Origin of the sequence: Veillonella sp. CHU594 (assembly GCF_003992265.1) — a bacterium.
In the GTDB taxonomy this organism is placed as follows: Bacteria; Bacillota; Negativicutes; order Veillonellales; family Veillonellaceae; genus F0422.
The window spans coordinates 24810-50665 of record NZ_RQVB01000006.1 but is presented as its reverse complement, the minus strand read 5'-3'; the positions used below and the strand labels follow the sequence as shown (position 1 = coordinate 50665).

Annotated in this window: 23 protein-coding genes; 22 read left to right on the top strand and 1 reads right to left on the bottom strand. The window is 38.7% G+C overall.

Annotation, left to right across the window (positions count from 1 at the left end):
* Positions 1-22: 22 nt before the first annotated feature.
* Entirely contained in the window at positions 23-898 is an 876-nt protein-coding gene (rarD, locus tag EO111_RS04965; protein ID WP_127010903.1) for an EamA family transporter RarD, read from the bottom strand.
* Positions 899-1176: 278 nt separating this feature from the next.
* Here rarD and EO111_RS04960 point away from each other — a divergent pair, with 278 nt between their 5' ends.
* The 22 genes from EO111_RS04960 (at position 1177) to EO111_RS04855 (ending at position 25853) form a co-directional block, all read left to right on the top strand.
* Positions 1177-3582: a TonB-dependent siderophore receptor gene (locus EO111_RS04960; RefSeq protein WP_127010902.1), complete on the top strand. Its 2406-nt coding sequence runs from the start codon at positions 1177-1179 to the stop codon at positions 3580-3582.
* A gap of 289 nt (positions 3583-3871) precedes the next feature.
* Positions 3872-6334, top strand: coding sequence for a TonB-dependent receptor (locus EO111_RS04955; RefSeq protein WP_127010901.1), 2463 nt, complete (start codon positions 3872-3874; stop codon positions 6332-6334).
* 51 nt (positions 6335-6385) lie between these two features.
* Positions 6386-7417: an ABC transporter substrate-binding protein gene (locus EO111_RS04950; protein ID WP_127010900.1), complete on the top strand. Its 1032-nt coding sequence runs from the start codon at positions 6386-6388 to the stop codon at positions 7415-7417.
* Complete coding sequence (locus tag EO111_RS04945; protein WP_126941113.1) at positions 7410-8465, top strand: iron ABC transporter permease; 1056 nt, start codon at positions 7410-7412, stop codon at positions 8463-8465. Before EO111_RS04950 ends, EO111_RS04945 begins: the two co-directional genes overlap by 8 nt.
* A complete protein-coding gene (locus tag EO111_RS04940) occupies positions 8465-9235 on the top strand; it encodes an ABC transporter ATP-binding protein (RefSeq protein WP_127010899.1) in 771 nt (256 codons plus the stop codon). The genes EO111_RS04945 and EO111_RS04940 overlap by 1 nt, the downstream gene beginning before the upstream one ends.
* 25 nt (positions 9236-9260) lie before the next feature.
* Positions 9261-9875, top strand: coding sequence for a MotA/TolQ/ExbB proton channel family protein (locus tag EO111_RS04935; RefSeq protein ID WP_126941111.1), 615 nt, complete (start codon positions 9261-9263; stop codon positions 9873-9875).
* Positions 9865-10269 carry a biopolymer transporter ExbD gene (locus EO111_RS04930; RefSeq protein ID WP_062403271.1) on the top strand — a complete coding sequence of 135 codons (405 nt, stop codon included), beginning with the start codon at positions 9865-9867 and terminating at the stop codon, positions 10267-10269. Before EO111_RS04935 ends, EO111_RS04930 begins: the two co-directional genes overlap by 11 nt.
* Before the next feature lie 9 nt (positions 10270-10278).
* Entirely contained in the window at positions 10279-10995 is a 717-nt protein-coding gene (locus tag EO111_RS04925) for an energy transducer TonB (protein ID WP_126941110.1), read from the top strand.
* Between the two features lie 221 nt (positions 10996-11216).
* Positions 11217-12539 carry an MFS transporter gene (locus EO111_RS04920; RefSeq protein ID WP_009372184.1) on the top strand — a complete coding sequence of 441 codons (1323 nt, stop codon included), beginning with the start codon at positions 11217-11219 and terminating at the stop codon, positions 12537-12539.
* A 472-nt stretch (positions 12540-13011) separates the two neighbouring features.
* A complete protein-coding gene (gene glmU / locus EO111_RS04915; protein ID WP_009372196.1) occupies positions 13012-14385 on the top strand; it encodes a bifunctional UDP-N-acetylglucosamine diphosphorylase/glucosamine-1-phosphate N-acetyltransferase GlmU in 1374 nt (457 codons plus the stop codon).
* Positions 14386-14500: 115 nt separating this feature from the next.
* The gene (locus tag EO111_RS04910) at positions 14501-15454 is read left to right on the top strand and encodes a ribose-phosphate pyrophosphokinase (protein ID WP_009372162.1); all 954 of its coding nucleotides are present in this window, start codon (positions 14501-14503) and stop codon (positions 15452-15454) included.
* A gap of 1 nt (position 15455) precedes the next feature.
* Positions 15456-16034 carry an aminoacyl-tRNA hydrolase gene (pth, locus tag EO111_RS04905; protein ID WP_009372201.1) on the top strand — a complete coding sequence of 193 codons (579 nt, stop codon included), beginning with the start codon at positions 15456-15458 and terminating at the stop codon, positions 16032-16034.
* A gap of 258 nt (positions 16035-16292) precedes the next feature.
* A complete protein-coding gene (locus tag EO111_RS04900; RefSeq protein WP_009372189.1) occupies positions 16293-16481 on the top strand; it encodes a hypothetical protein in 189 nt (62 codons plus the stop codon).
* A gap of 320 nt (positions 16482-16801) precedes the next feature.
* On the top strand, positions 16802-16999 hold the full coding sequence (locus EO111_RS04895; protein WP_009372177.1) for a hypothetical protein: 198 nt from the start codon (positions 16802-16804) through the stop codon (positions 16997-16999).
* Positions 17000-17263: 264 nt separating this feature from the next.
* The gene (locus EO111_RS04890; protein WP_127010898.1) at positions 17264-18760 is read left to right on the top strand and encodes an aminotransferase class I/II-fold pyridoxal phosphate-dependent enzyme; all 1497 of its coding nucleotides are present in this window, start codon (positions 17264-17266) and stop codon (positions 18758-18760) included.
* Positions 18761-18806: 46 nt separating this feature from the next.
* A complete protein-coding gene (locus EO111_RS04885; protein ID WP_126941107.1) occupies positions 18807-19487 on the top strand; it encodes a thymidylate kinase in 681 nt (226 codons plus the stop codon).
* 200 nt (positions 19488-19687) lie between these two features.
* Complete coding sequence (locus EO111_RS04880; RefSeq protein WP_127010897.1) at positions 19688-20731, top strand: hypothetical protein; 1044 nt, start codon at positions 19688-19690, stop codon at positions 20729-20731.
* A complete protein-coding gene (locus EO111_RS04875) occupies positions 20731-21576 on the top strand; it encodes a stage 0 sporulation family protein (protein ID WP_009372216.1) in 846 nt (281 codons plus the stop codon). Before EO111_RS04880 ends, EO111_RS04875 begins: the two co-directional genes overlap by 1 nt.
* Positions 21566-22285 carry a tRNA1(Val) (adenine(37)-N6)-methyltransferase gene (locus EO111_RS04870; protein WP_127010896.1) on the top strand — a complete coding sequence of 240 codons (720 nt, stop codon included), beginning with the start codon at positions 21566-21568 and terminating at the stop codon, positions 22283-22285. The genes EO111_RS04875 and EO111_RS04870 overlap by 11 nt, the downstream gene beginning before the upstream one ends.
* Entirely contained in the window at positions 22278-23144 is an 867-nt protein-coding gene (gene rsmI, locus EO111_RS04865; RefSeq protein ID WP_127010895.1) for a 16S rRNA (cytidine(1402)-2'-O)-methyltransferase, read from the top strand. The genes EO111_RS04870 and rsmI overlap by 8 nt, the downstream gene beginning before the upstream one ends.
* A complete protein-coding gene (gene metG, locus EO111_RS04860) occupies positions 23137-25086 on the top strand; it encodes a methionine--tRNA ligase (RefSeq protein WP_127010894.1) in 1950 nt (649 codons plus the stop codon). Before rsmI ends, metG begins: the two co-directional genes overlap by 8 nt.
* On the top strand, positions 25086-25853 hold the full coding sequence (locus EO111_RS04855) for a TatD family hydrolase (RefSeq protein ID WP_127010893.1): 768 nt from the start codon (positions 25086-25088) through the stop codon (positions 25851-25853). The genes metG and EO111_RS04855 overlap by 1 nt, the downstream gene beginning before the upstream one ends.
* Positions 25854-25856: the final 3 nt, after the last annotated feature.

Below are 25856 nucleotides of genomic sequence, written 5' to 3'. Positions count from 1 at the left end.
GGATGCACAGGCTGTTTTATATTTATTTAGTGTAATTGGATGCTGTATAGATTCCAAGGGCTACCCAAATGAAAGAAAAGGCAATCATTTTATTGGTATCGAAGCTTTCACCGAAATAGAAGATGGCAATAAGTAAAGCGATGGTGGGCGATAGGTATTGCAGGAACCCTAATAAGTTTAATGGTAATAGGCGAGCACCATAACTGAAAAGAACGAGGGGGACTGATGTTGTGAGACCAGACCCTACAAATAAAGCGGCTGTGAATGAATCATGTTGAAAAGCCGTCCAAGAACTTGTATCGATGTAGGTGGTGTAGATTATAGCTAATGGTACTACGAGCCAAGCTTCAAAGGCGATACTTGTAAATGGATGGATCAGCAATTTTTTCTTTACCAGTCCATAGAGGCCAAATGTTAAGGCAATGGCTAGTGCCAAGTCAGGCGTACTCCCCATTTGTAAAGAAATAAAGATGATACCTATAGTGGCTAAGCCCACACTAAACCACTGGGCGAACGTTAACTTTTCTTTGAAAATAAAGACTCCTAACACAACGTTGAGCAGTGGATTAATATAATAGCCGAAACTAGTATCCATCACACGATTGTTAGATATGGCCCAAATGTATAAGCCCCAATTACTAGATACCAAAAGGGATGCCGTGAATAATAACAAAAGTTGAGATACATTGGTTTTTAAATGAATGCAATCCTTTTTAAATTGTTGAAAGTTGAAAAGGATAGCAATAAAAGACATGAAAAAAGCAGACCATATGATACGGTGCGCTAATACGCTATAGGCTGATATATGATGAAGGAGTCCCCAATAAATGGGTAAAAGCCCCCAAATAAGGTAGCAACCTAAAGCGGTGATGAGGCCTTTTTTATTAGTTTGTTGCATAGATACCTCCTTTAGTGTATTCAATTATCATAGTACCATAGATTGCATACATATTCTATAGGAAAATATTATGTATAATGAAAAGCTAAAGGTAGCATAAAAATAATAAATTTAGATAATATAGAATGACTTAAATATGAAATATAGTTATATTTGAAAAAAATATTGTAAAATGAAGATGCGATGAAGTATAATTACAATCAGTATGTTTTTATGTATTGAAAGCAATACATATATATTAAATCGTATGGGCGTACGAAATTTTTGGAGGTATATTCATGAAAGTAACAAGTAAACGCATCTCTGCGGCTTTGTTAGCTTGTGTAGCATTGACTACATTCAGTGGCGTACAAGCGGCATTTGATGAACATTTAGACCATTACCAATTAGATACAAAGGTAGTGAAAGGTGATCGTTCTAAAGATCAATTTGGTAACACAGTAACAGAACAATCTTATTATCGTACAGGTGGTGACGTAAAAGTTATCACTCGTGATGAAATTGAAAAACGTCATTATAGTGATTTAACAGAAGCCATCAAACGTATCCCTGGTATTACATTCCAAAACCCAGGATACCGTGGTGGGGAATATGGATACCAATTCTTCAACAATGGTATCTCTATCAATGGTGATACTCGCGTTATCGTGCTAGTAGATGGTCGTCGTGTAGATAATGCAACAAGTACACGTATCGCAGGTAGAAGTGCAACAGGCAGTAAATCTACTGGGGTTAACTTAGATCAAGTAACAAATATTAATGCCGTAGACAAAATTGAAGTAATCAAAGGTCCTGGAGCTTCTGCCTACGGTTCTGATGCAACTGGTGGTGTCATTAATATTATCACTCGCAAAGGTGGAGATAATCATCAAGGAACAGTTGATGTTTCTACTGGTTCTTGGGGTAAACATAGCTATGATTTTACCTACTCTGGTAGTGCAGGAAATGATAACTCCTTACATTATTTTGTGGGTGTAAATCGTGTTAAATCTGATGATACAAAATATCGTGATGGACATACCGGTGAAGTGGGAACATTAGGCGGTTCTCGTTTTGATGAAAGAGGCGCTAATGTACGTATCGATAAAGACTTTAGTGATACACAACGATTGACAATTTCCATCAATCATAAGCAAGGTAAAGATGGGTATCCAATTTCCACTCCCAATTTACAATATTGGAACACAAAAGATTGGAATCGAATTATCTTTGCTGCTGATGTAGGAACATTAGATGAAAAAGGTATGTTAAAACCAAAATCCACTACATCAGGTAATGTAGCAAATCCTGGATATCATAACTTATTTGCATTAGATGGACTTGTATATAATTCTTATAGTAAGTTCAAACATAATGATGTAGATGTAAAATATACATTTGACCGTCAATCTGATATGGAAAGCTTTGTACGTTTCTACAATCAAAACCATACATACTCTAAAACAGATAAATACAAATGGCATGTACCAGGTGTTGACATCAAGAAAAAATTCAGCGAAGATTTTCCACAAGGTGCAACAGATCCAGCTGCCTTAGATGAATGGATTACTAAAAACTTAGCTCCATTCCCAGGGGGTTCCAAAGCAGCCATTGAAGAGTGGTTGGCAAAAACAGGTGGTAAAGCGGGAGCGCCGACAGATTACAATACTGAAAAAAATCGTGGAGTCCAATTACAGGTAGCTCGTTCTATCGGTAAACACGATGTGATTGCTAATGTTACCTATGACAAAGCAACACAAATTAGTTATGAAGTAGACAATGGAGTAGGTACGACATCTGAGTTAAAACGTAACTCCTTATATGGTTATGTACAAGATAAAATTCATGTAAATGATAATTTTGATGTGACTCCAGCTGTACGATTTGCTAAATATGGTGATTACACAACAGAGGTCGGAAAATCGTTAGGTGGCGACACACATGTTGTGACACCTTCCTTAAATCTACAATATCGACTTGATGATACTAGCACAGTATTTGCAGGTTGGTCTAAGGTACTTCGCCCGTTGCGTAAAGGCGATTATATGTCTACCTATGGGGAATTCAAAACTCCTTTGCAAGATGAAAAAGGAAATGTATATACAGTAGGTTTGCAAAAAGAATTTAACAAAAAAACGATTGTTGGTGTAAATTATAGCTTAACAGATATGAGTAATTCTATTGCATCATTCCCAATTCGTGTAGAAGATAAATTTAAAAGTACTGCTGTTAATGCGAAACAAAAGAAAACTGCATTTAACATTACAATCGATCACAAAGTAAATCAACATTGGACTGTAGGCGCTGCATACAGTCATTTGAAGGATACTTGGGCTGTAAAACCAGGATACGTTGTGAATCCAGATTGGGGCTATAATGATTCTGGTGACATCAATACTGGTATTAATAAATTGCGCCCAGCAAACCATTATACATTAAATGTAAATTATGATGCAGGCAAATTGTCTTCAGGATTCTTAATGAACTACTATACAGGATCTAATTTAGCTGCCTTTACATCCAAGCGATTCTTAGTATTAGACTGGAATTTAAACTACGATGTAAATAAAGATTTAACTACTTATGTGGCAGTAACAAACTTGACAAATGAAGCATATGAAACAACAAGTAACTCTAGATATGGTTCTGGTAGCTCTGCAATGCCAGGTCGTCAAGCAATGATTGGTGCTAAATATAAATTCTAAAGGTTCACATAGAGAAGAGCTACCTAGTGTAGCTCTTTTCAGCATACATGAAGTCGACATAGCAATTTATTGGAATTTGTATATTAATGAATTGTATGACGATGTATATGAGATTCATATTTACTGTCATTATCATATAATATAAAAAATTCTATAGACTATTATTTTGATAAAAGATTTGATAAAAAAAGAAGAAATAAGATATAATTATACTATTGCGTTTATAATGTATAAAAGCAGTAGATAGTATACGATTTGTACGGGCGTACGAAATTTTGGAGGTATATTCATGAAAGTAACAAGTAAGCGTATCTCGGCGGCTCTGTTAGCCTGTGTAGCATTGACTACATTCAGCGGTGTACAAGCTGCATTTGATGAGCATTTAGACAATTATCAATTAGACACAAAGGTAGTGAAAGGTGATCGTTCTAAAGACCAATTTGGTAATACTGTAACAGAACAATCTTATTATCGTACAGGTGGTGATGTAAAAGTTATCACTCGTGATGAAATTGAAAAACGTCATTATGCTGATTTAACAGAAGCCATCAAACGTATCCCTGGTATTACATTCCATAACCCAGGATACCGTGGTGGGGAATATGGGTTCCAGTTTTTCAATAACGGTATTTCTATTAATGGAGACACTCGTGTCATTATTATGGTGGATGGTCGCCGTGTAGATAACTCTACAAGTACTCGTATTGCAAGTAGCAGTGAGTCAGGTAGTAAGTCTACAGGAGTAAATCTTGACCAAGTTATCAATATTAATGCAGTAGATAAAATCGAAGTAATTAAAGGTCCAGGAGCCTCTGTATATGGTTCTGATGCTACTGGTGGTGTTATCAATATCATTACAAGAAAAGGCAATGCAATTAATCAAGGGACTGTCGACGTTTCCACAGGAACATGGGGGAAACATAATTATGATATAGCCTATTCTGGAAGTGTAGGTAATGACAACTCTTTACACTATTATGTAGGCTTACATCGAGTGATGTCTGGAGATACAAAATATCGTGATGGATATACCGGAGGTATTGGAATATTGGGTGGCTCTCGTTTTGATGAGCGAAGCGCTAATGTACGACTTGATAAGGATTTTAGTGATACAGAACGTTTAACTGTATCTATTAATCATCAACAAGGTAAAGATGGATACCCGATTACTACACCAAATCAAAAGTATTGGAACCAAAAAGATTGGAATCGAATTATATTTAAAGCAGCTGTTGGTGAACGGGATGAAGATGGCAAGTTAGTCTTAAATGAAGAGTATTCAGGGGACTATGAGTACGAAAATAAATATAAAGTTGTGCAAAATGAAAAAGGAAATCCTGCCTACCATAATTTATTTGCCCTAGATGGATTTGGTTACAATTCATATAGTAAATATAAAAATAATGATGTGGATGTAAAATACACTTTCGATCGTCAATCTGACATGGAAAGCTTTGTTCGTTTCTATCATCAAAGTCATCAATATTTAAGTAGTGATAAATATGCTTGGGTATTACATGATGATGGAATGAGTAATAAGGCATTCAATTTAACGGGAGATCAATTTACAAAGGATTTCCCAGATGGGGCTAAAGATGGAGCTTTATTAGATGCATGGATTGAAAAAAATTTAGCCCCATTCCCTGGCGGTAGTAAAGCAGCCTTGGAAGAATGGGTAGCTAAAACGGGTGGAAAAGCACAAGATCCAAGACATTATTATGATGAAAGAAAGCGTGGGATTCAATTACAACTGGCACGTTCTATAGGTAAACATGATATCATCATGAATGTTTCCTACGATAAAGATCAAAATGATTATGTAGATCAAGTACGGAAAAGAAAAACATCTGTAAAACGTAATTCTTTATATGGTTATGTACAAGATAAAATTCATGTAAATGATAATTTTGATGTGACACCAGCTGTACGATTTGCTAAATATAGTGATTACACAACAGAAACGGGAAAATCGTTAGGTGGCGATCCACATGTAGTGACACCTTCCTTAAATCTACAATACCAACTGCATGATGGTAGCACAGTGTATGCTGGTTGGACAAAAGTTCTTCGTCCATTACGTAGTGGTGATTATGTTTCAGCCTATGATGGAACAAAAACAAACTTAAAGGATGAAAAAGGAAATGTATATACAGTAGGCTATCAAAAAATATTTAACAAGAAAACCACTGTAGGTGTAAACTATAGTCTTACTGACATGACAAATGCTATTGCTAGCTTTGAAATAAGAACTCCGAGGGGGTTTGAAAGTGTTCCAGTGAACGCAAATCAAAAGAAAACATCTTTTAATCTTACAGTAGATCATAAGCTTAATAAAAACTGGACTGTTGGTGTGGCATATAGTCATTTAAAAGATAGATGGTCTGCAAAACCAGGTTATGTAGTAAATCCAGCATGGGACTATAATAACTCTGGTGATATTAACACAGGTATTAACAAATTGCGTCCTGCAAATCATTACACACTCAATGTGAATTATGATGCGGGCAAAGTATCTTCTGGATTGTTAGTAAACTATTACACAGGCTCTAATATAGAAGCCTTTACATCGAAACGCTTTGTAGTAGTAGATTGGAATTTAAACTATGAGGTTACTAAGGATTTAACAACATATGTTGCAGTGACAAACTTAACGAACGAAGCATACGAAACTACTAGCTATGGTAATTATGGGCCAGGAAGTTCCGCAATGCCAGCTCGTCAAGCTATGATTGGTGCTAAATACAAATTCTAATATAATTTTAGAAAGGTCTACAAATTGTAGACCTTTCGTTTAGGTGAATAAATGAAAAAGTTATATATAACTGGATGTATGTTAGCTATCATATTAGGATTATACAGTGCACATCTACATGGTATGGAAGAATTTATTCCTATGCCTGATTATGTGGAAAGTACTGTTGTTTCCCAGGAAGTAGGACCTCGTACGGTAAATCAATTAACGAGCAAAGGAACGGATCAAGTGATTACCTATGAAGGGGAACCACGACGTATCATGGGGGTTTGGCAATGTTCAGTAGAAACTTTACTTGCTTTAGGTGTAGGTGATCGTATGATTGCAGCTATAGGGGTGCCAGATAGCAAATATATAGCAGAAGAATATCGTGATGCTTACGAAAAGATTCCCTATAAAAGCATGGAAATTCCAGATGTAGAAACTACCTTATTATGGGAGCCAGACTTGCTTGTAGGCTGGTATTCTACCTTTCAGAAGAATAATTGGAAGAGTACAGATTTTTGGGCACAACGTGGGATTGATAGCTATATTTCAAGAGCATCCTATAAAAAATCTAAGAGAACAGTAGAGGGAGAATATCAATATATTCTTGATCTAGGTGCTATTGTTAATAGACAAGAACGCGCACAGGCACTGGTGAATCGAACGAAACGTGCAGTGGCAGAAGCAAGGGCTTATGGAGAAGCACAGCATACGAAAGATACGGTTCTGATACTCGAAAATTCGGGACGCCAGTATCGTGTGTATGATAAGGAAACATTAGCAGGAAATATGCTAGAAGAAATAGGGGGTCATCTTATTTCTGAGGCAGGACAGACAATCAATGCAGAAGAATTGATTCATTTAAATCCATCAGTTATCTTTTTAGTGCTAGTAGAAGAGGATTATGAACGGCAAGATGAACTTATAGACAATCTATACAAGAATCCTACATTACAACATGTGGATGCTATACGTAATCATCGAGTACATGGGGTTCCATTATTTATGGTATACAGCGCAGGCACTCGAGTTCATGATGGATTGAATCTTATGATTCACGGATTGTATCCTAATTTTACAGGAGGTATTCATGAGTAATCGAACACATACGCTTACAGTGGTGGGTGTAGGAATTATACTCATAGCCCTATTGATTGCGGGTATGGCATGGTCTTTATTTTTAGGAACTGTTCATATTCCAGCAAATACATTGTGGCAAGTGGTAGCATCAAAATTTGTCGATACCATTACGATTGAGGATCCACGACAAGGGGCTTTGAATGATATTGTATGGATGTTGCGTATGCCACGGGTTGTCTTAGCGGCTCTAGTAGGTGCGGGGCTTGCTGTTAGTGGTGTTATTATGCAAGCCATTGTTAAAAATCCACTGGCAGATCCATATATTCTAGGTATTTCATCAGGTGCATCTACAGGTGCTACAGTAGCCATTTTAATGGGTGTGGGCATTGCCTTTGGTGAAGAATACGTAGGTATTATGGCTTTCATAGGCGCTATGGTTATATCGTTTGGTGTACTTATTATTGCCAATATGGGTGGCCGTGCTAATGCGATTAAATTGTTGTTAGCCGGGATGGCCTTGAGCGCCGTTTGCAGTGCCTTTACGAGTATTATTGTATACTTTGCAAACGATAAAGAAGGGATTCAAAACGTAACCTTCTGGATGATGGGTAGTCTGGCAGGGGCTAATTGGGATTTGATTGGCATTATGCTACTTGTTATTCTAGTACCAATTGTCTTCTTCTGGTCCCAAACACGCATTTTGAACTTGATGTTACTAGGTGATGAAGTAGCCATTACCCTAGGTATAGATCTTCACAGATATCGTCAATTATACCTTGTGATGAGCTCGATTATGATAGGCTTTGCCGTGTATGCAGCAGGGATTATTGGATTCGTTGGGTTGCTCATTCCTCATATCGTACGTCAAGCGTTGGGCACAAATCATAAAGGTTTAATTCCTATATCTGCCTTAGGAGGCGCTTTATTACTAGTAGTGGCAGATACACTCAGTAGAACGCTCATTCCTCATACGGAATTACCGATTGGTATCTTAATTTCTGTGATCGGTGCGCCAGCTTTTGTATACTTAATGATTAAGCAAACCTATGCGTTTGGAGGTAATTAATGAATTTACAAGTAAAACAAGTTGCCTTTGGCATTGGACAAACGCAAATCTTACAAGGTATAGATTTAGACGTACAAGATCGTGAAATTGTAGGTTTAATTGGTCCCAATGGTAGTGGTAAAAGTACATTGTTAAAATGTATCTATCGTACATTACATCCTAATGCAGGACAAATTATGTTGAATGGCCGTGCCTTAGATGAACTTTCATTTCGTGAAAGTGCTTTGCAAATGGCGGTAGTGGCACAACATAATCAATACCAATTTGACTTTTCAGTGATGGATATTGTACTTATGGGGCGTATGCCTCATAAAAAATTACTTGAAGGAGATACGCCGGGGGACTATACTATAGCTAGACGGGCTTTAGCACAGGTAGGTATGGATCATATGGAAACACGTAGTTTCTTGAGCCTTTCAGGGGGAGAGCAACAGCGTGTGATTTTGGCCAGAGCCTTAACACAAGAAAGCCCATGTTTGATTTTGGATGAACCAACGAATCATTTGGATATCAAGTACCAATTGGAAATGTTGGAAATCGTTCGTGATGCGGGTGTAACTGTATTGATGGCTGTTCATGATTTAAACTTGGCATCCCAATTCTGTCATCGTTTAGTAGCCTTGGAAAAAGGACGAGTGGTTGGCACAGGGACGCCAAAAGAGTTGCTGACACCAGAGTTTATTCAAAATCTATATGGTGTACATAGTCGCATCGTAGAAGGTCCGACAGAAGATTCTATTCATATTATTTTTACGGAAACAGTGAAATAAGTATTTATGTATAAGGAGGTATCACATGGAATTATTTGAATTATTTATTAAAGGTGGATATGTAATGTATCCATTGTTACTTTGTTCTTTCATTGCTGTGATTATTTTTGTAGAACGGTTACGTTTTTATCGATCTATGCTAGATGATGTGAATGCGTTGCGTGAAACAATCATTCCTCTAGTACAACAAAGCAATTGGAAGGGCTTACAAGCCTTAAAAGAAACAAGCAAAGGGATGGCAACACATGTCATTGCAGAAGCAGCTCGTGGTGGCAATAATAAAGAACAACAAGAAAAATTGTTGGAAGCAGCAGCCATTAGTGAATCTGCAAAATTACGTCAATATTTAAACTACATCGAATCTATCGTAACAATGGCTCCTTTGTTGGGTTTGTTGGGTACAGTAACAGGCATGATTGGTTCTTTCAGCGTATTATCTATTTCTGAAGGACAACCATTTGCCATTACTGGTGGTGTAGGGGAAGCCTTGATTGCTACAGCCACAGGCTTGATCGTGGCGATTATTGCTTTGATTTTACATACATACTTAGTGCAACAACAAGATATTTTGATTAGCCAAATCGAAGATGCAAGTGCTATGTATATGGCGGAATTGGCAGGTGACAACCATGCGGCTTAGATCCTTACGGACTACGTCTAAACCGAAACTCATGATTATTCCAATGATTGATATCATCTTCTTTTTATTGGTATTTTTCATGATGAGTATGTTGACAATGGTCGTACAAAAATCTGTGCCAATTCAATTACCACAAGCGGTGGCATCGAAAGTGGACTTGCAACGTAAAATTCCAATTACTGTAACAAGTAACGGACAAATCTATGTGGAAGCACAACCGGTGACGCTTGACCAAATGATTCGTTACTTGCAAGCAGAAAAAGCGAAAGGCGATGATATGGTCGTTATCTTGCGTGGTGATGCGAAGGCTGAATATGGCGCATTTGTCACTGTTTTAGACACATTGAAACAAATGGGTATCGTGAAAGTATCCATTGCGACAGATAGTAAATAAGGAGGCACTATGGATAGACGATGGCGTATACCCGCAGTGATATCCGGACTGACAAATATAGGTCTTGTAGTACTTCTAGGCGTATTGGGTCATATCCAAACACCGACACCAGAATCGGATGAAATTGTAGAGGTGCAGTTGGTCCATGAGGACAAAGGTAGTGTAGGGCAACCAAGTGCAGGACCAGCAATTACAGCACCTCATACTGAAAAACGTGAAATTCCACCACCGATTACGAATTTAGCCGATGCAGAAGCGGTTTTAGAACAAGTGAAAGCGGAACCACCTAAGAGTGTATCTATTGTCGCACCACCCTCAGCACTTCCAGGAAATCCTGGAAGCGGTGGAGAAGGTACGGAACCTAGCGATGGAAATGGTGATGGTAACGGAACTGGCGACGGTGAAAGCACTGGAGAGGGTAACGGGGTAGATGGCAACGATGATGGGGTGATTGTTGATGCTGGTAGTTTATCTTTGGTCAGTGATGTAGAAGCACCGTACCCTCCTAAAATGCTCCGCCAAGGTAAAACAGGCACTGTAGTTGTTCAATTAGTGGTAGAAAAAGATGGATCGGTTAGCTCCGTAGATATTATCGGCGGCAGCGGACAACCTGAATTTGAAAGAGCCGTTATGCAAGTAGCATATCAGTGGACTTTCGTACCAGCCACTAGAAACGGACGACCAGTTCGAGCCTATGCAACGAGAACCTATCGGTTTGCATTATAAACTTAAATAGATGCATTCATGCATTGGCATAGATGCGGTACATAGCGCCATATGCTTCTGACTACGTGTAGTTAGAATTGTATGGCGTTTTGTGTTCCTAACAGAAAGGTATATAGGTTTTCGTAAGAAAAGGTGAGGCTCTTTTAGAAATAAACTACTAGCCTATCAATTGAAAAAGGTATATACTATGCCATGATATACAATGTAAAGGAGGCGTTAGTATGGAAGTTGTTAGTCAAGAGGTAAAAAGTCGTTTTTTACGCTTGCAAATGAATTCTTTGATTGGTGTATGGATTGGATATGCAGCCTATTACTTAGTGCGTAGTAATTTCAATTTAGCGTTGCCGTATTTATCTGGTGAGCTAGATTTAAGTAAAACGCAATTAGGCTTATTATCTAGCTGTCTATTGATTACATATGGACTTAGCAAAGGATTCATGTCTGTGTTGGCAGATAAAGCAAATCCGAAGTATTTTATGGCTATCGGTTTGACTTTATGCGTCATCTTAAATGTATTGATGGGATTCACCACACATTATTCCTTATTTATCGGACTCGTTATTTTATTAGGTTTATTCCAAGGGATGGGTGTTGGACCTTCAATTATTACGGTAGGCTATTGGTTTCCTAGATCTCAGCGGGGTCGTGCTAGTACGATTTGGAATATGTCCCACAATTTAGGCGGAGGCATTGTAGCACCTATCGTGGGTGTAGCGATTGGCTATTTAGGAACAGAGCATTGGCGAATCGGTACATTTGCAGTACCAGCTATCTTGGCCGCTATTTGTGTCTTATTAGTCTTGTATTTTGTTCGTAAGCGACCAACCGAAGAAGGATTGCCAACTGTAGAGGAAGTATTCCAAGAGGAAGCGGCAGGACAAAAATCTGCTAAAATGGCAGCGGACAAACCAGAGAATATGAATGCATTCCAAGTATTCTACAACTTTGTATTTAAAAATCCAAACTCTTGGTATTTGGTATTAATCGACGTATTCGTATACATGGTACGCTTTGGCATGATTACTTGGATTCCTTTATACTTACTGAAAGTAAAAGGTTTTACGAAAACAGAGATGAGTGTAGCGTACATGTTGTTTGAATGGGCTGCTATTCCATCTACTATCTTGGCAGGCTACTTAGTAGATAAATACTTCAAAGGTCGCATTATGCAATTACCAATCTATTGCTTAGTGGTAATCTTTGCTTGTGTGATTGGGTATATGAACTCTGATAGTATTTTGTGGGCCACTGTATTTGCTTGTATTACAGGCTGCTTGATTTACATTCCACAATCTATGATTCCAGTACAGGCAATGGAAGTCATTCCAACCTTTGCCTTAGGATCTGCCGTGGGCTTGCGTGGTTTTATGAGTTACCTTGTGGGTAGTTCCTTAGGAACAACACTCTTTGGTTTCGTTGTAGACCATTGGGGCTGGGACATGGGTTTCTACACATTGCTAGTGGGTGTAGTCCTTTGTATGTTCTCTTGCTACTTATCTAATAGAGGAGTACAAAAAATCTATGCGGCTGCTGATAAAGCATAAACAGATATTTCAATGCTAATAAAAGAATAGACATTAGTAGAATATGCTAGTGAAAGTTACGAAGGAAAGCCTAAAAGTAGGCTTTCCTTTATTGCATGTATGGTAGTTGTATTGAAATTTGAGTGTGCACAGTATGAAAGTATACAGATTTATATCATCGATGATAGGAGAATAAAAAAACATGCTGTGGTAGAAACGGTAGTAAAAGTTTGCATCCCATGACATAAAATCATTATTTTGATTAAGAATTTGGAGTCCATGACATAAAACTATTATTGTTATGAAAAATATGTACTTCATGACATAAAATAAACAAAATTGAAGAAAATTTGGTATAGAATCCATAAAACTATGACAGGAACTTATGGAGTGTACTGAAAATAAAGTTATATTTAGTGTCGAAAAATCTCCCACAATATGGTATGCTAATTTATATATGATTATTATTCAATAACAATAAAGGTGGATGCATATGAGTGAATTAGTTGGTTTGATTTTAGCGGCCGGTAAAGGGACGCGTATGAAATCTAAACTTCCAAAGGTATTGCACAAAGTAGCTGGTAAAGCTATGGTGGAACGTGTATTAGAAGCGGCTCAATCTATAGGGGCGAAGCGCAATGTGGTTATCGTTGGTTTTGGTGGCGATGATGTGAAAGCCTACTTAGGTGACCGTGCGGAATACGTCACACAATTAGAGCAAAAAGGCACAGGTCATGCGGTACAACAAGCAGAATCTGTATTGGGCAACCATGATGGTCTCATCTTGTTGTTGTGCGGTGATACACCATTGGTAACGCAAGAAACATTGGAACAATTGTTGGCGCACCACAAAGAAACAGGGGCGGCAGCCACAGTATTAACAGCCTACATGGACAACCCATATGGGTATGGCCGTATCATTCGTAATGATGCTAAGTCTGTAGAACGCATCGTAGAAGAAAAAGATGGCAAACTAGATGAATTAAAAGTGCACGAAGTAAACACAGGCATGTACATTTTTGACTCTAAAGAATTATGGCCTTGTTTAGAGCAACTTTCAGATGACAATGCACAAGGTGAGCTATACATTACAGACGTGGTGAGCATCCTTGTACGAGCTGGCAAAACGGTAAGTGCATATATGACTATGGATAGTGATGAGTCCTTAGGGGTAAACAGCCGTTTGCAGTTGGCACAAGCAGAGTTAATTTTGCGCAATCGCACCAACTTAGCGCTCATGGAAGCTGGCGTGACTCTAGTGGACCCTCATAGTACATATATTGCTCCAGAAGTGGTGGTTGGACCAGATACCATTATTTATCCGAATACAACGCTAGAAGGCAATACGGTGGTAGGAACGAATAATATATTGGGGCCAAATACACGCTTGTCCAACGTAACAGTAGGAGATAATAACCATATCCATGATTCCTATGCACATGATTGCGAAATCAAGAACGATACGGTGATTGGTCCATTTGTTCATTTGCGTCCAGATACAGTGTTGTCTGACAAAGTGAAAATTGGTAACTTTGTAGAAGTGAAAAATAGCGTGGTAGGGGTAGGTACCAAACTTCCTCACTTATCTTACATCGGTGATAGTGATGTAGGATCGAAGGTGAATATTGGTTGCGGAACTATCACGGTGAACTACGATGGTAAAAAGAAACATCGAACTATCATTGAGGATGGCGTATTTGTGGGTTGTAACTCTAATTTAGTAGCGCCTGTAACGATTGGTAGTGAAAGTTATGTGGCTGCAGGTTCCACTATAACGAAGAATGTGCCAAACCGTGGATTAGCATTCGGACGGGCTCGCCAAGTGGTCAAAGAGAACTGGGTAACAGATGATACTTTCAAGAAATAACAATGTGTAAAAAAAATGATAAAATAGTTTACACAAAATTGAGAAAATGAAGTACAATATACATAGAGCCTTTGTGCATCAAATTGTAAGTCAATTGTTTTAGAGGAGTAATGACATGACATTAGAAGATGGTAAACGACTCAAAATTTTTACAGGTAATGCAAATCCAGCATTAGCCAAAGAAATTTGTGATTATTTGGACCTTCCAATAGGAGAAGCCTTTGTAGGTCGCTTCAATAATGGTGAAGTACAAGTCATGATTGATGAAAGTGTACGTGGTAAAGACGTATTTATCGTACAACCAACTAGCTATCCAGTGAATGATAATGTAGTTGAGTTGTTCATCATGGCAGATGCTTTGAAACGTGCATCAGCTCGTCATATCACAGCCGTTGTACCATATTATGGATATGCTCGCCAAGATAGAAAAACTCGTGGTAGAGAACCAATTACAGCAAAATTAATGGCAGACTTATTACAAACTGCTGGTGTGACTCGCCTTGTAACTGTAGATCTTCATGCAGGTCAAATTCAAGGGTTCTTTGATGTGCCAGTAGACCATTTAATGGGGGCTTCCATTATTGCAAACTATATTAATGAAAAGAAAATGGAAGATGTCATCGTTGTATCTCCAGACCTTGGTGGTGTAACGCGTGCCCGCGATTTAGCGGACCGTATTGGTGCACCAATTGCAATTATCGAGAAAAAACGTCCACAACCAGGTGTTGCGAAAGTAATGAACTTAATTGGTGATGTACAAGGTAAAAACTGTATCATTATTGACGATATTGTAGATACAGCAGGATCGCTTGTAGAAGGGGCGAAAGCATTACAAGAATTTGGCGCTAAATCTGTAACCGCTTGTGTGACACATGCAGTATTAACAGATCCAGCTTGCGAACGTATTGCTAACTCCAACATTAAAGAGTTAATTGTAACAAATACAATTGATATTCCAGAAGAACGTCGATTACCTAATATTACAGTACTGTCTGTAGCTCCTTTATTGGGAGATGCGATTTTACGTATTTTCCGAGAAGAGTCTGTAAGCTCTTTGTTTGATAAATAAGATGAAGTTAATAGTTGGACTTGGAAATCCAGGTAGGGACTATGAGGGAACTCGTCATAATATCGGATTCATGGTAGTGGATGCTATTGCTGATGGCGTGAGTCATACACCATGGAGAGAAGATTATAAAGCGGAACTCTGTTCATGCACGATAGCGGGCGAAAAAGTATTGTTGGTAAAACCGCAAACATTTATGAACCTTAGTGGTGAGTCTGTAGGTCCTTTAATGCGATATTATAAGCTTACACCTGAGGATGTTTATGTCATATATGATGATATGGACTTACCAGTTGGGAAGATTAGAATTCGACCAAATGGAAGTGCAGGTGGACACAATGGGATCAAGTCTATGATTAGTCATTTAGGAACGGATGGTTTTCCACATTTTCGTTTTGGTATTGGTCGACCTTTGCCGGAGTGGACCGTGGTAGATCATGTATTATCACGATTCCCAGAAGAACAACAGGATACAGTAAAGAAGGGTGTTAAGGCTATGATGAAAGCTGTTCTTGGTTGTGTAGAAGTAGGTATCGATAAAGGAATGAATCTATATAATCCTAAAAAAGGACGGCCTCGTTAAAAAAATCAGAAACAACCAAAATAGAGCACTTGCTCTATTTTGGCTTTTCTTTTGCATATACTGTGTATATGAAAGTGATTTTGATTAATCCTTGCATGACTTTTGAATTGATGAAGGAATTCAATCAAATAAATTCACTATATATGTTTTTTCATCTTGAAATTATGAAAATAAAAGTATATACTAAATCTAGAGCAGTATAATTAGTATTTAATGTGAATCGTCTTTATTTTTACTTATTGTGAGGGAGGCATTATCATGAAAGGTAATAATTGGGGCGGCAAGCGGGCTGGTGCAGGTCGCAAAAAATCCTTATTTGAACGTAAAGGACGTACATTTCGTTTGACTGATGCTGAATTTTTAGAAGTTAAACCATTAGTGGACGCAGTACGACGTCGTACTGAAGAAGCAATGTTGGCTACATTGGCATCTAAAAGTAGAAAATAATTGTATGTTCAATACTATCGGTTTTAATTAGCGTAAACGCTTTTGATTACAAGTTAGTATGGAAAATCGGCCCCTTTTGGGGGTCGATTTTTTTAATATATTTTATTCTATAGAATAAGCTTGACAATATCGAAAAAAATCGTTATAATATTACCTAACATAGCAATATAGGCTGATGCTAATTAAGATATGTATGCAAATGGATGCTTATTGTAAACATTCTTATGACGGACTATTAGCTATGGTGGTTAAACCCGACCACGGAAGGATCCAATTTTGGAAATGAATTCAAATAATTACTACACAAATGGAGGTTAGCAATGAGCTTAATTAAAAGTTTATCCAACCGCTTGTCTGTGCTAGGATATAGTGGTTACGAAATTTCACAAATTATCAATAGTGCAACGGGCGGTCAAGACATCAATGCTTTGACTAGTCAAGATTTACACCAAGTGGCAAATACAATGGAACACTATGTACAAGCAGGTTCCCAATACGTTGCGGAATATAGTAAATAATCAAAAACTGTTACAGTTTGTAAGGAATTACAAATTGTAACAGTTTTTTGTTTCTTATAAAGCTAGAAGATAGTATATATAAAGTATATTACATATAAACTTTATAATCATACAGTGTATGATATCCTTATGTAATATGGTGGAAATCTACAATTAGATGGTATTAGAATACCTTGAATCGATGTACAGAGTAAGGTAGAATACTAAATAGAGTATGTAGATCTATAAATTTAATAATATTGTAAAAGAATCAACAGTAAATATATGAAACAAAGGTTAAATCAAAATCGACTTCCTTTTGTGGAGTCTTTAGAACAATATAAAAAACAACATATGGTGCCTTTTCATACGCCTGGTCACAAGATTGGTAAGGGAGCTCCTGCATTACTCACAGAGTGGATGGGAAAGGCCTTACCCTATGATTTAGGCTTAATGTATGCTATCGATGATTATCATGAGCCAGAGCGTGAATTGCTGGAAGCACAACAACTGGCAGCACAGGCCTTTGGAGCCGATCATACATGGTTTTCTATTAATGGAACATCTGGTGCGATTCAAATGATGATTATGAGTGCAGTGAAAGAAGGAGAATCCATCATCATTCCTAGAGAGGCTCACTGTTCTGTTCATAATAGCTTAGTATTGAGTGGAGCTAAACCTATCTATATGAAAGGGCGCTTTCATCCGCGCTGGGGCATACCAGTAGGGGTTACAGCGGAGGAGGCCATCGCTACGATGGATGCACACCCAGAGGCAAAGGCTATATTGCTAGTACATCCTAATTATTATGGAGTGGGCATAGATGTAAAACGAATTGCAGAGGTAGCTCATGAAAGACATATGCTAGTGTTAGTGGATGAGGCTCATGGACCACATCTTGAGCCATCTTTAGGAATGCCAGTGCCAGCTTTAGCGAGTGGTGCCGATTTAGTCGCTCAAAGTACACATAAGTTATTAGGCTCCTTAACACAGACCTCGATGCTCCATGGACAAGGGTCTCGTATTGATGTAGACCGTATTCAACGATTACAACAAATCTTGATGAGCACTAGTCCGAATTATATTTTCTTAGCATCTTTGGATATGGCGCGCCATCAATGGGTTACAGAGGGACAATCTCTCATGAAAGATACATTGGAGTTAGCTTGTACTTTGCGAAGGGCTCTGAATGAGATTCCTGGTATTGCTTCTCCTAGTGTTGAGGATATAGAAGGTGCTTTCAGTTTAGATGAAACTAAGATTATTATCGATGCAAAGAATCTTGGACTGACAGCACAAGAGTTAGAACGAGAGTTGCGAGCCCGTCATATTGAAGTGGAACTCATGAAAGCCTACCATGTCTTGTTATTGATTACCATAGGTGATACGGATACATCTATACAACAGGTCATAGATGCAGTGCAGGATATTTCGGATCTATATAGACACAGGATTGAAAGTATTACTAACTCTATTGATTTTTATGCAAGTACAGTAGAAACATTACCCACACCAATCGTGGTACTTTCACCACGGCAAGCATTTTATACAGAGATGGAAGAAATCCCTCTACCACAAGCCCTAGGGAGAATTAGTGGGGAAACGATTACCTATTATCCACCGGGAATTCCTTGTCTAGGTGTAGGTGAGACTATAACGGAAGAAGTATTGGCATATATGAAACAGAAACAATGTGATGGGTATGTGCCGAATGGTGCTAGGGATCGCCAGTTGCAGACAATCCTCGTGTGTAAAGATAGAGAGATAGAGGTACGGTATTGATTGATAGAGTATACGAGAAGAATTGCGATATCATAAGGAGATTCATATGGGACAATTAATTATTATTGAAGGCGGCGACGGCAGTGGTAAGGCCACGCAGACGGCAAAATTATTGGAACGACTAAAAGCAGAAGGATACCCAGTACGGTCTGTAAGTTTTCCTAATTACGATAGTCCAGCAGCAGAACCAATTAAAATGTACTTGCGAGGAGACTTTGGAAAAGAGGCGAACTCAGTGAATGCCTATGTGGCTAGTACGCTCTATGCCATAGACCGATTTGCATCGTATCGCCAAGATTGGCAACGCTTTTACGAAGAAGGTGGCATCATTATTGCCGATCGGTATACTACATCGAATATGGTGCATCAAATGATAAAGTACACTGATAAAAAAGAACGAAATACGTTTTTACAATGGCTTGATCAATTAGAGTACGATTTATATGGGTTACCAAGACCTGATGCAGTGATTCTATTAGATATGCCACTATCGTTGTCCAAAGCCTTGTTAGCAGAACGCACAGGCAAAACCGGTGGCAATACGGGTGATATACATGAACAGGACGCCTCTCATTTGACGGCGGTTCATGATGCTTATGATATGTTGGTGAATGCCTATGATTGGCACCGTGTGCACTGCGAGAATGAAAGCAATCAGTTGCGCACTATTGATGACATTCATGAGGAAGTGTATGGTATTGCAAAACAATATATATGTAAAGGCTAGTCCCTAGCTAATGGAATGTGCCTATAGTATCATGGATAGTCTGTTATGGTATGATACATGTTCAAAAAAGGATATGATAGAAACACCACATGGAGTGCAAATATTTTGCCGAAACCATGGGGTGTTTCTTCTTTTATTCGTGTATTTATTGCCATAACATGCTATAATAAAGGGTAGTCTTATGAGGTAAAGGAGGATGTATGTCATTTTTTGAAACTGTACTTGGTCAACACCAAGTGAAAGAACAAATTACTACATTAATCCGAGATTCTGCTTTGCCCCATAGCTTACTGCTCTACGGAGAAACAGGTTTAGAGTCGACATCCATGGCCATTGCCATTGGGTCCCTATTAGTGGGACGTCAGATTTTTTCTCCTGATGAAGGACGAACTTTTTTATCTACTATAGAGCAACAACGCATTGAGTCTGGTGAAAGTGAGAGTGCAGTCAAAGATAAAGGATTGCCAATCTATATTGATCAAGGTCAAGCCTTTTGGATTCGCCCTATGAAAACACAGCTCAGTGTAGAACAATGGTATACCTTATTAGAGAAGTATATCAATGTATCTAGTGATACACCGCGGGTGGTTATCGTAGAAGGTTTTCAGACAGCCAATACTGTTTTAGCGAATGCGATGCTAAAAACGATTGAAGAACCACCACGGAATATGCATTTTATCATTGTCACTACCAATATTGACAATGTACTACCCACCATCGTGTCACGATGTATGCTCATTGGTATGCAACCAGTGCCAGAAGAGGAATTGGTGCAATCCTTAACTAAAGAAGGGTATACAGGAGATATTCGGCGTGCTGTGCGAAGTGCTCGTGGAAATCCCACATTAGCTCGTCAGTGGGCGCAGGCTGGTGGTATTAAAAGTTTAGAAAAGGCTATGGAAGTACTAGAATGCGTAGTAGAAAGAAGTCATTTCTTTACTACCTTAGCTCTATCCTTTGAGGGACTTTCAAAAGAAGTAGTACTCGATATACTGAGCTGGTTACGTGTGTTAGCAAGAGACATGTTAGCCTTGCGATATGGTACAGTGAGTGAAAAGATGATACTAAGTGAGTATCAATTCCGCATGCAAATGATTTTACCACGATGGTCATCAAAATCTTTGCAACGAATTGTGCCCATTACATTAGAAGCAGAACAGGCGTTGCGCCTTAATGTGCGCTTAGGCCTTGTTATAGATGGAGTTATATTAGCCTTAAGGGAGGCTGTGAAGGAGGATATATAGTGGTTACTATAGTAGGAGTACGCTTTAAAAAAGCTGGCAAAATCTACTACTTTAGCCCAGGGTTTGTAACCCTTACGACAGGAGATGGGGTCATAGTAGAAACCTCTCGTGGTTTGGAATTTGGGGAAGTCGTAATTGGACCACGGAAAGTATCGAAAGATAGCGTGGTGCAACCGCTGAAAGAAGTGACGCGTAAAGCCACGCCAAAAGATTTTAAACAAGTGGAGAAAAATAGAGAGCGAGAAGAAAAAGCTTTTGAGATTGGACTAGAAAAAATCGCTTATCGTGGATTGCCTATGAAATTAATCAATGTGGAATACACATTTGATATGAATAAAATTGTATTTTTCTTTACTGCAGAAGGTCGAATTGACTTCCGAGAATTAGTAAAAGATTTGGCCAATGTATTCCGTACGCGCATTGAATTGCGACAGGTTGGTGTGCGCGATGAAGCAAAAGTATTAAATGGAATTGGTGCTTGTGGACGTCCATTATGTTGTGCTAATTTCTTAGGCGATTTTGCGTCTGTATCTATTCGTATGGCGAAAGATCAAAATTTGAGCTTAAATCCAACAAAAATTTCTGGCATTTGTGGTCGCTTGATGTGTTGTTTGAACTATGAAAATGACTCCTACCTAAAAGGAGGAGACTTGTATTCGCAAAAAGTAAAACAACCAGCTCCTGTAGCAGAGCCACCTGGTATCGGTAAAGAAGTAGTCACCGATGAAGGGTTAGGAAAAGTTTTAAAAATTAATACTATGAAAAAGACAGTAAAAGTACAATTAGAAGCGGGACGAACTATCGACTTACATTGGTCGGAAGTGGCATTGCCGGATGAAGAGTAATATTACAATCACAGAATTATTACTAAGTGGGTTTCAGTTGTTTCAAGACGAAAAAGAGTTTAAGTTTTCTATTGATGCTATTTTGCTCGCTCATTTTGGAGAGGCAAAATCCAATAAGAACTATTTAGAATTAGGTACAGGCACAGGAGTGATTCCTCATGTATTGTACCATCGTGGAGCTCGTCATGTGGTGGGGGTAGATTGTAATTCCTCTGTGATTGAGTTAGCTCAGAAAAGTGTGATTCATAATGATATTGCAGATGCTGTATCTATGGAGGACCTAGATTACATGACCGATGCTGGCAAACCGTATTATGGTCAGTTTGATGGTATCTACATGAATCCGCCCTATTTTGAATCGAATAGTGGACTTCTATCACAAGAAGAAAGTATAGCATTAGCCTTACATGAACAACAACACTCTATGAAAGATAGATTGTTACAAGCTCAACGGTATTTAAAATTTGGCGGCACACTGTGGATGATTTATACAACCCCACGGTTAGAATCTTTACTGAGTGCTATAGAACAGACTCAATTTAGGGTAAAACGAATGCGCTTTGTTCATGGTAACCAAGATAAAGTGAGCAAGTTAGTATTATTAGAATTAAAATATGGTGGAAAACTAGGCATGATGGTGGAACCACCTTTGTATATTTACGAAGTGGATGGTTCCTATTCAAATGAGGTACAAGCATATTATGAGTAGTCATAAAGGGACATTATTTTTAATTCCCACACCCATTGGGAACTTAGAAGATATGACCTATCGGGCTGTGCGTACATTACAAGAAGTAGATGTGGTAGCAGCGGAAGATACACGTCATACAGGGGTATTATTACAACATTTTAATATTGTAAAGCCTATGATGTCCTATCACGAGCATAATAAGGTGGACAAAGGTATAGAACTGATTGGACGCCTATTAGAAGGTCAATCAGTAGGGCTTGTGAGTGATGCGGGGATGCCTGCTATTTCTGATCCCGGTGAAGATTTGGTGAAAGAGGCTATCGATGTGGGGATACCCATTGTTCCTTTACCAGGTGCGAATGCAGGTTTAACGGGGCTTATCGCATCGGGGCAAAACACGAAGGAATTTCACTTCATAGGGTTTCTGCCGAAACGAAAGCAGAATGTAAAAGAGGTGTTATCACGGATTGCTACCTATGAAGGAACGCTGATTTTCTATGAAGCTCCCCATCGTATAGAAGAAACTATCCAAAACTTATATGAAGGGCTGGGGAATCGCCCTATCACAGTAGGTCGTGAACTGACGAAAAAGTTTGAAACTTTTACACGAACTACCTTGCTAGCGTTACGAAATGATTTCGGTCAAATCGTAGAAAAAGGGGAATTTGTCCTCTTGGTGGGTGGCAAGGAGACTGTGACAGATGAAACGAAGGTGGAGGAAGTAGTGCTTTCACCACTAGAGGCAGCCTTAGCCTTAATCGAAGAAGGGGTGCCAAAAAAAGAGGCAGCCCGTCAAATTGCAAAAGAGCGTGGCCTTTCACGGCGCGATATATATAATGAAATTGAATGGTATAGTAAGGAGAGAACAGATGACTAAGAAGCCATATTATATTACGACACCAATTTATTATCCAAGTGCGAAATTACATATTGGGCATACATACTGTACGTCCATTGCTGATACAATTGCTCGTTTCAAACGCAGAGCTGGCTATGATGTGCGTTTCTTAACAGGCTCTGATGAACATGGCCAAAAGATCCAACGTATGGCGGAATCTATGGGGATTACTCCTTTAGAATATACAACGCAAATCGTTGATGGATTTAAACATTTGTGGGAAAAATTGAATATTTCTCATGATGATTTTATTAGAACTACAGATGAAAGACATATCAAATATTGCCAACATTTATTCCAAAAAGCATTCGATAATGGAGATATTTACAAATCTTCATACGAAGGTTTATACTGCGTACCATGCGAAACATTCTGGCCAGAATCTAAATTAGGTCCAGAAAAAACATGTCCTGATTGCGGTCGTCCATTAGAAGTAGTACAAGAAGAGAGTTATTTCTTCCGCATGAATAAATACGCTGATCAATGGTTCAAATTTATAGAAGAGAATCCTGATTTTATTCAACCAGAATCTCGTCGTAATGAGATGATTCAATTCGTGAAACAAGGCCTAGAAGATTTGGCAGTATCTCGTACTAGCTTTAACTGGGGCATTCCAGTACCATTTGATGAAAAACATGTTATGTACGTATGGTTTGATGCGTTGATTAACTATATTTCTGCTTTAAACCCATTGGATGAAAACAGTGATTTATTTGAAACGTACTGGCCTGCAGACTTGCACCTAGTAGGGAAAGAAATCGTTCGTTTCCATACGATCATTTGGCCGATTATGCTCATGAGTCTTGGCTTGCCATTGCCGAAAAAAGTATATGGTCATGGCTGGCTTGTAGTAGATGGTACAAAAATGAGTAAATCCTTAGGCAATGTGATCGACCCAATTCCATTGATTGATACTTACGGTTCTGATGCGTTGCGCTATTTCTTGGTGAATGAAGTGCATTTGGGCAATGACGGTAATTTTAGCTTGCCTAACTTTATTACGAAAATCAATGCAGACTTGTCCAATGACCTTGGCAACTTGTTGAATCGTACCGTAGCGATGATTGAAAAATATCATGGTGGTATTATTACAAAACATGCGCCAACAGAAGATGTTGACAAGGATTTAATTGCTTTAGCTGAGCAAACAGTAAAAGACTACGAACAATTGATGGAAGATATGCAGTACAACAAAGCCTTTAAAGCTGTGTGGGCTTTCATTGGTCGTACGAATAAATACATTGATGAAACGATGCCTTGGGTACTCGCAAAAGGGGCTAATGAAGGCGATGCAGAACGCTTAGAAGCTGTCATGTATCATTTGGCAGAATCCTTGCGTATTATCGCTGTCTTAGTGGATCCAGTGATTCCAACAGGGGCTCCTAAAATTTGGGAACAACTTGGTTTACAAGGGTTTGCACAAGCTATGCTAGATGATGTACGCACATTTGGGGCTCTTCCGACTGGTACAAAAGTAGTAAAAGGAGATCCAATCTACCCACGTTTTGAAATTCCTGAAATGGTAGAAGTGGCGCCAGAAGCTGCAGAAGAATCCACTGAGGAAGTGATAGATACTAGCAATATTCCACCGATTAAAGAGGCCATCGAATACGATGATTTTGCAAAACTAGATTTACGGGTAGCGAAAGTATTGACTTGCGAAGCTGTAAAAAAATCTAAAAAACTGTTGTTGTTTACCTTAGATTTAGGCATTGAAACACGCACCGTAGTGAGTGGTATCTCTCAATTCTACAAACCAGAAGACTTAATTGGCAAAAAAGTGATTTATTTGGCAAACTTAGCGCCGAAAAAAATCATGGGCCATATGTCAGAAGGTATGATTTTATCCGCTTCTAATGAAGAGGATCAATTAGAAGTAACCAATATTGAATCCTTAACTCCAGGAAGTGTGGTGAGATAATGCGATTGTTTGATACACATGCGCATATCAACGATGAACGATTTGATAATGATCGGGATCAGATGATTCAAGACTGTTTTGACCAAGGCGTAGAGTATATTATGTGCCCTGCTGTGGATCGTCAAACAGCAGAGTCTGCCATTGCTTTGGCTGAACAGTATGACCGTGTCTATGCAGCGGTAGGTGTGCATCCACATGAATCTAAAGATGCTACAGAAGAAGACTATGCATGGTTTAAACAAATGGCGTCCCATCCTAAAGTAAAAGCCATTGGCGAAATCGGTTTAGACTATTACTATGATTTTTCCGACAGAGATGTACAGGCGGAATCTTTTAAACGCCAATTAGCCATCGCGAGAGAAGTGGATTTACCGATTATTATCCACGATCGTGATGCGCACGGTGCCATTCGAGATATGTTAGTAGAACATGGGAAAGGCAATTATGGGGTCTTCCATTGTTTTTCTACAAGCCTAGATATGGCAAAAGAATTTATAAAAATGGGATATTACATCTCCTTTGCCGGACCTGTAGTATTTCCAAAATCTACGAATCTAAAAGAAGTGGCGAAACATATTCCATTGGATCGTTTGCTCATCGAAACAGATTCCCCTTATTTGACACCACCTCCTTTCAGAGGGCGTCGTAATGACCCATCCAAAACACAATTTGTGGCACAGGAAATTGCCCAATTACGTGGTATGGATATAGAAGAACTAGCTTCTATTGCCTTAGAGAATGGTAAGCGTTGTTTTGGTATTGAGTAATAT

Excerpts from the sequence above, each read along its gene's own strand:
- EO111_RS04900 (WP_009372189.1), top strand. The coding sequence starts at position 16,293 with ATGAAAGGTAATAATTGGGGCGGCAAGCGGGCTGGTGCAGGTCGCAAA.
- EO111_RS04910 (WP_009372162.1), top strand. The coding sequence starts at position 14,501 with ATGACATTAGAAGATGGTAAACGACTCAAAATTTTTACAGGTAATGCA.
- EO111_RS04935 (WP_126941111.1), top strand. The coding sequence starts at position 9,261 with ATGGAATTATTTGAATTATTTATTAAAGGTGGATATGTAATGTATCCA.
- EO111_RS04855 (WP_127010893.1), top strand. The coding sequence starts at position 25,086 with ATGCGATTGTTTGATACACATGCGCATATCAACGATGAACGATTTGAT.
- EO111_RS04925 (WP_126941110.1), top strand. The coding sequence starts at position 10,279 with ATGGATAGACGATGGCGTATACCCGCAGTGATATCCGGACTGACAAAT.
- glmU (WP_009372196.1), top strand. The coding sequence starts at position 13,012 with ATGAGTGAATTAGTTGGTTTGATTTTAGCGGCCGGTAAAGGGACGCGT.
- EO111_RS04950 (WP_127010900.1), top strand. The coding sequence starts at position 6,386 with ATGAAAAAGTTATATATAACTGGATGTATGTTAGCTATCATATTAGGA.
- EO111_RS04955 (WP_127010901.1), top strand. The coding sequence starts at position 3,872 with ATGAAAGTAACAAGTAAGCGTATCTCGGCGGCTCTGTTAGCCTGTGTA.
- EO111_RS04940 (WP_127010899.1), top strand. The coding sequence starts at position 8,465 with ATGAATTTACAAGTAAAACAAGTTGCCTTTGGCATTGGACAAACGCAA.
- EO111_RS04880 (WP_127010897.1), top strand. The coding sequence starts at position 19,688 with ATGTCATTTTTTGAAACTGTACTTGGTCAACACCAAGTGAAAGAACAA.
- EO111_RS04920 (WP_009372184.1), top strand. The coding sequence starts at position 11,217 with ATGGAAGTTGTTAGTCAAGAGGTAAAAAGTCGTTTTTTACGCTTGCAA.
- EO111_RS04890 (WP_127010898.1), top strand. The coding sequence starts at position 17,264 with ATGAAACAAAGGTTAAATCAAAATCGACTTCCTTTTGTGGAGTCTTTA.
- EO111_RS04945 (WP_126941113.1), top strand. The coding sequence starts at position 7,410 with ATGAGTAATCGAACACATACGCTTACAGTGGTGGGTGTAGGAATTATA.
- rarD (WP_127010903.1), bottom strand. The coding sequence starts at position 898 with ATGCAACAAACTAATAAAAAAGGCCTCATCACCGCTTTAGGTTGCTAC.
- EO111_RS04960 (WP_127010902.1), top strand. The coding sequence starts at position 1,177 with ATGAAAGTAACAAGTAAACGCATCTCTGCGGCTTTGTTAGCTTGTGTA.
- EO111_RS04870 (WP_127010896.1), top strand. The coding sequence starts at position 21,566 with ATGAAGAGTAATATTACAATCACAGAATTATTACTAAGTGGGTTTCAG.
- rsmI (WP_127010895.1), top strand. The coding sequence starts at position 22,278 with ATGAGTAGTCATAAAGGGACATTATTTTTAATTCCCACACCCATTGGG.
- EO111_RS04885 (WP_126941107.1), top strand. The coding sequence starts at position 18,807 with ATGGGACAATTAATTATTATTGAAGGCGGCGACGGCAGTGGTAAGGCC.
- metG (WP_127010894.1), top strand. The coding sequence starts at position 23,137 with ATGACTAAGAAGCCATATTATATTACGACACCAATTTATTATCCAAGT.
- pth (WP_009372201.1), top strand. The coding sequence starts at position 15,456 with ATGAAGTTAATAGTTGGACTTGGAAATCCAGGTAGGGACTATGAGGGA.
- EO111_RS04895 (WP_009372177.1), top strand. The coding sequence starts at position 16,802 with ATGAGCTTAATTAAAAGTTTATCCAACCGCTTGTCTGTGCTAGGATAT.
- EO111_RS04930 (WP_062403271.1), top strand. The coding sequence starts at position 9,865 with ATGCGGCTTAGATCCTTACGGACTACGTCTAAACCGAAACTCATGATT.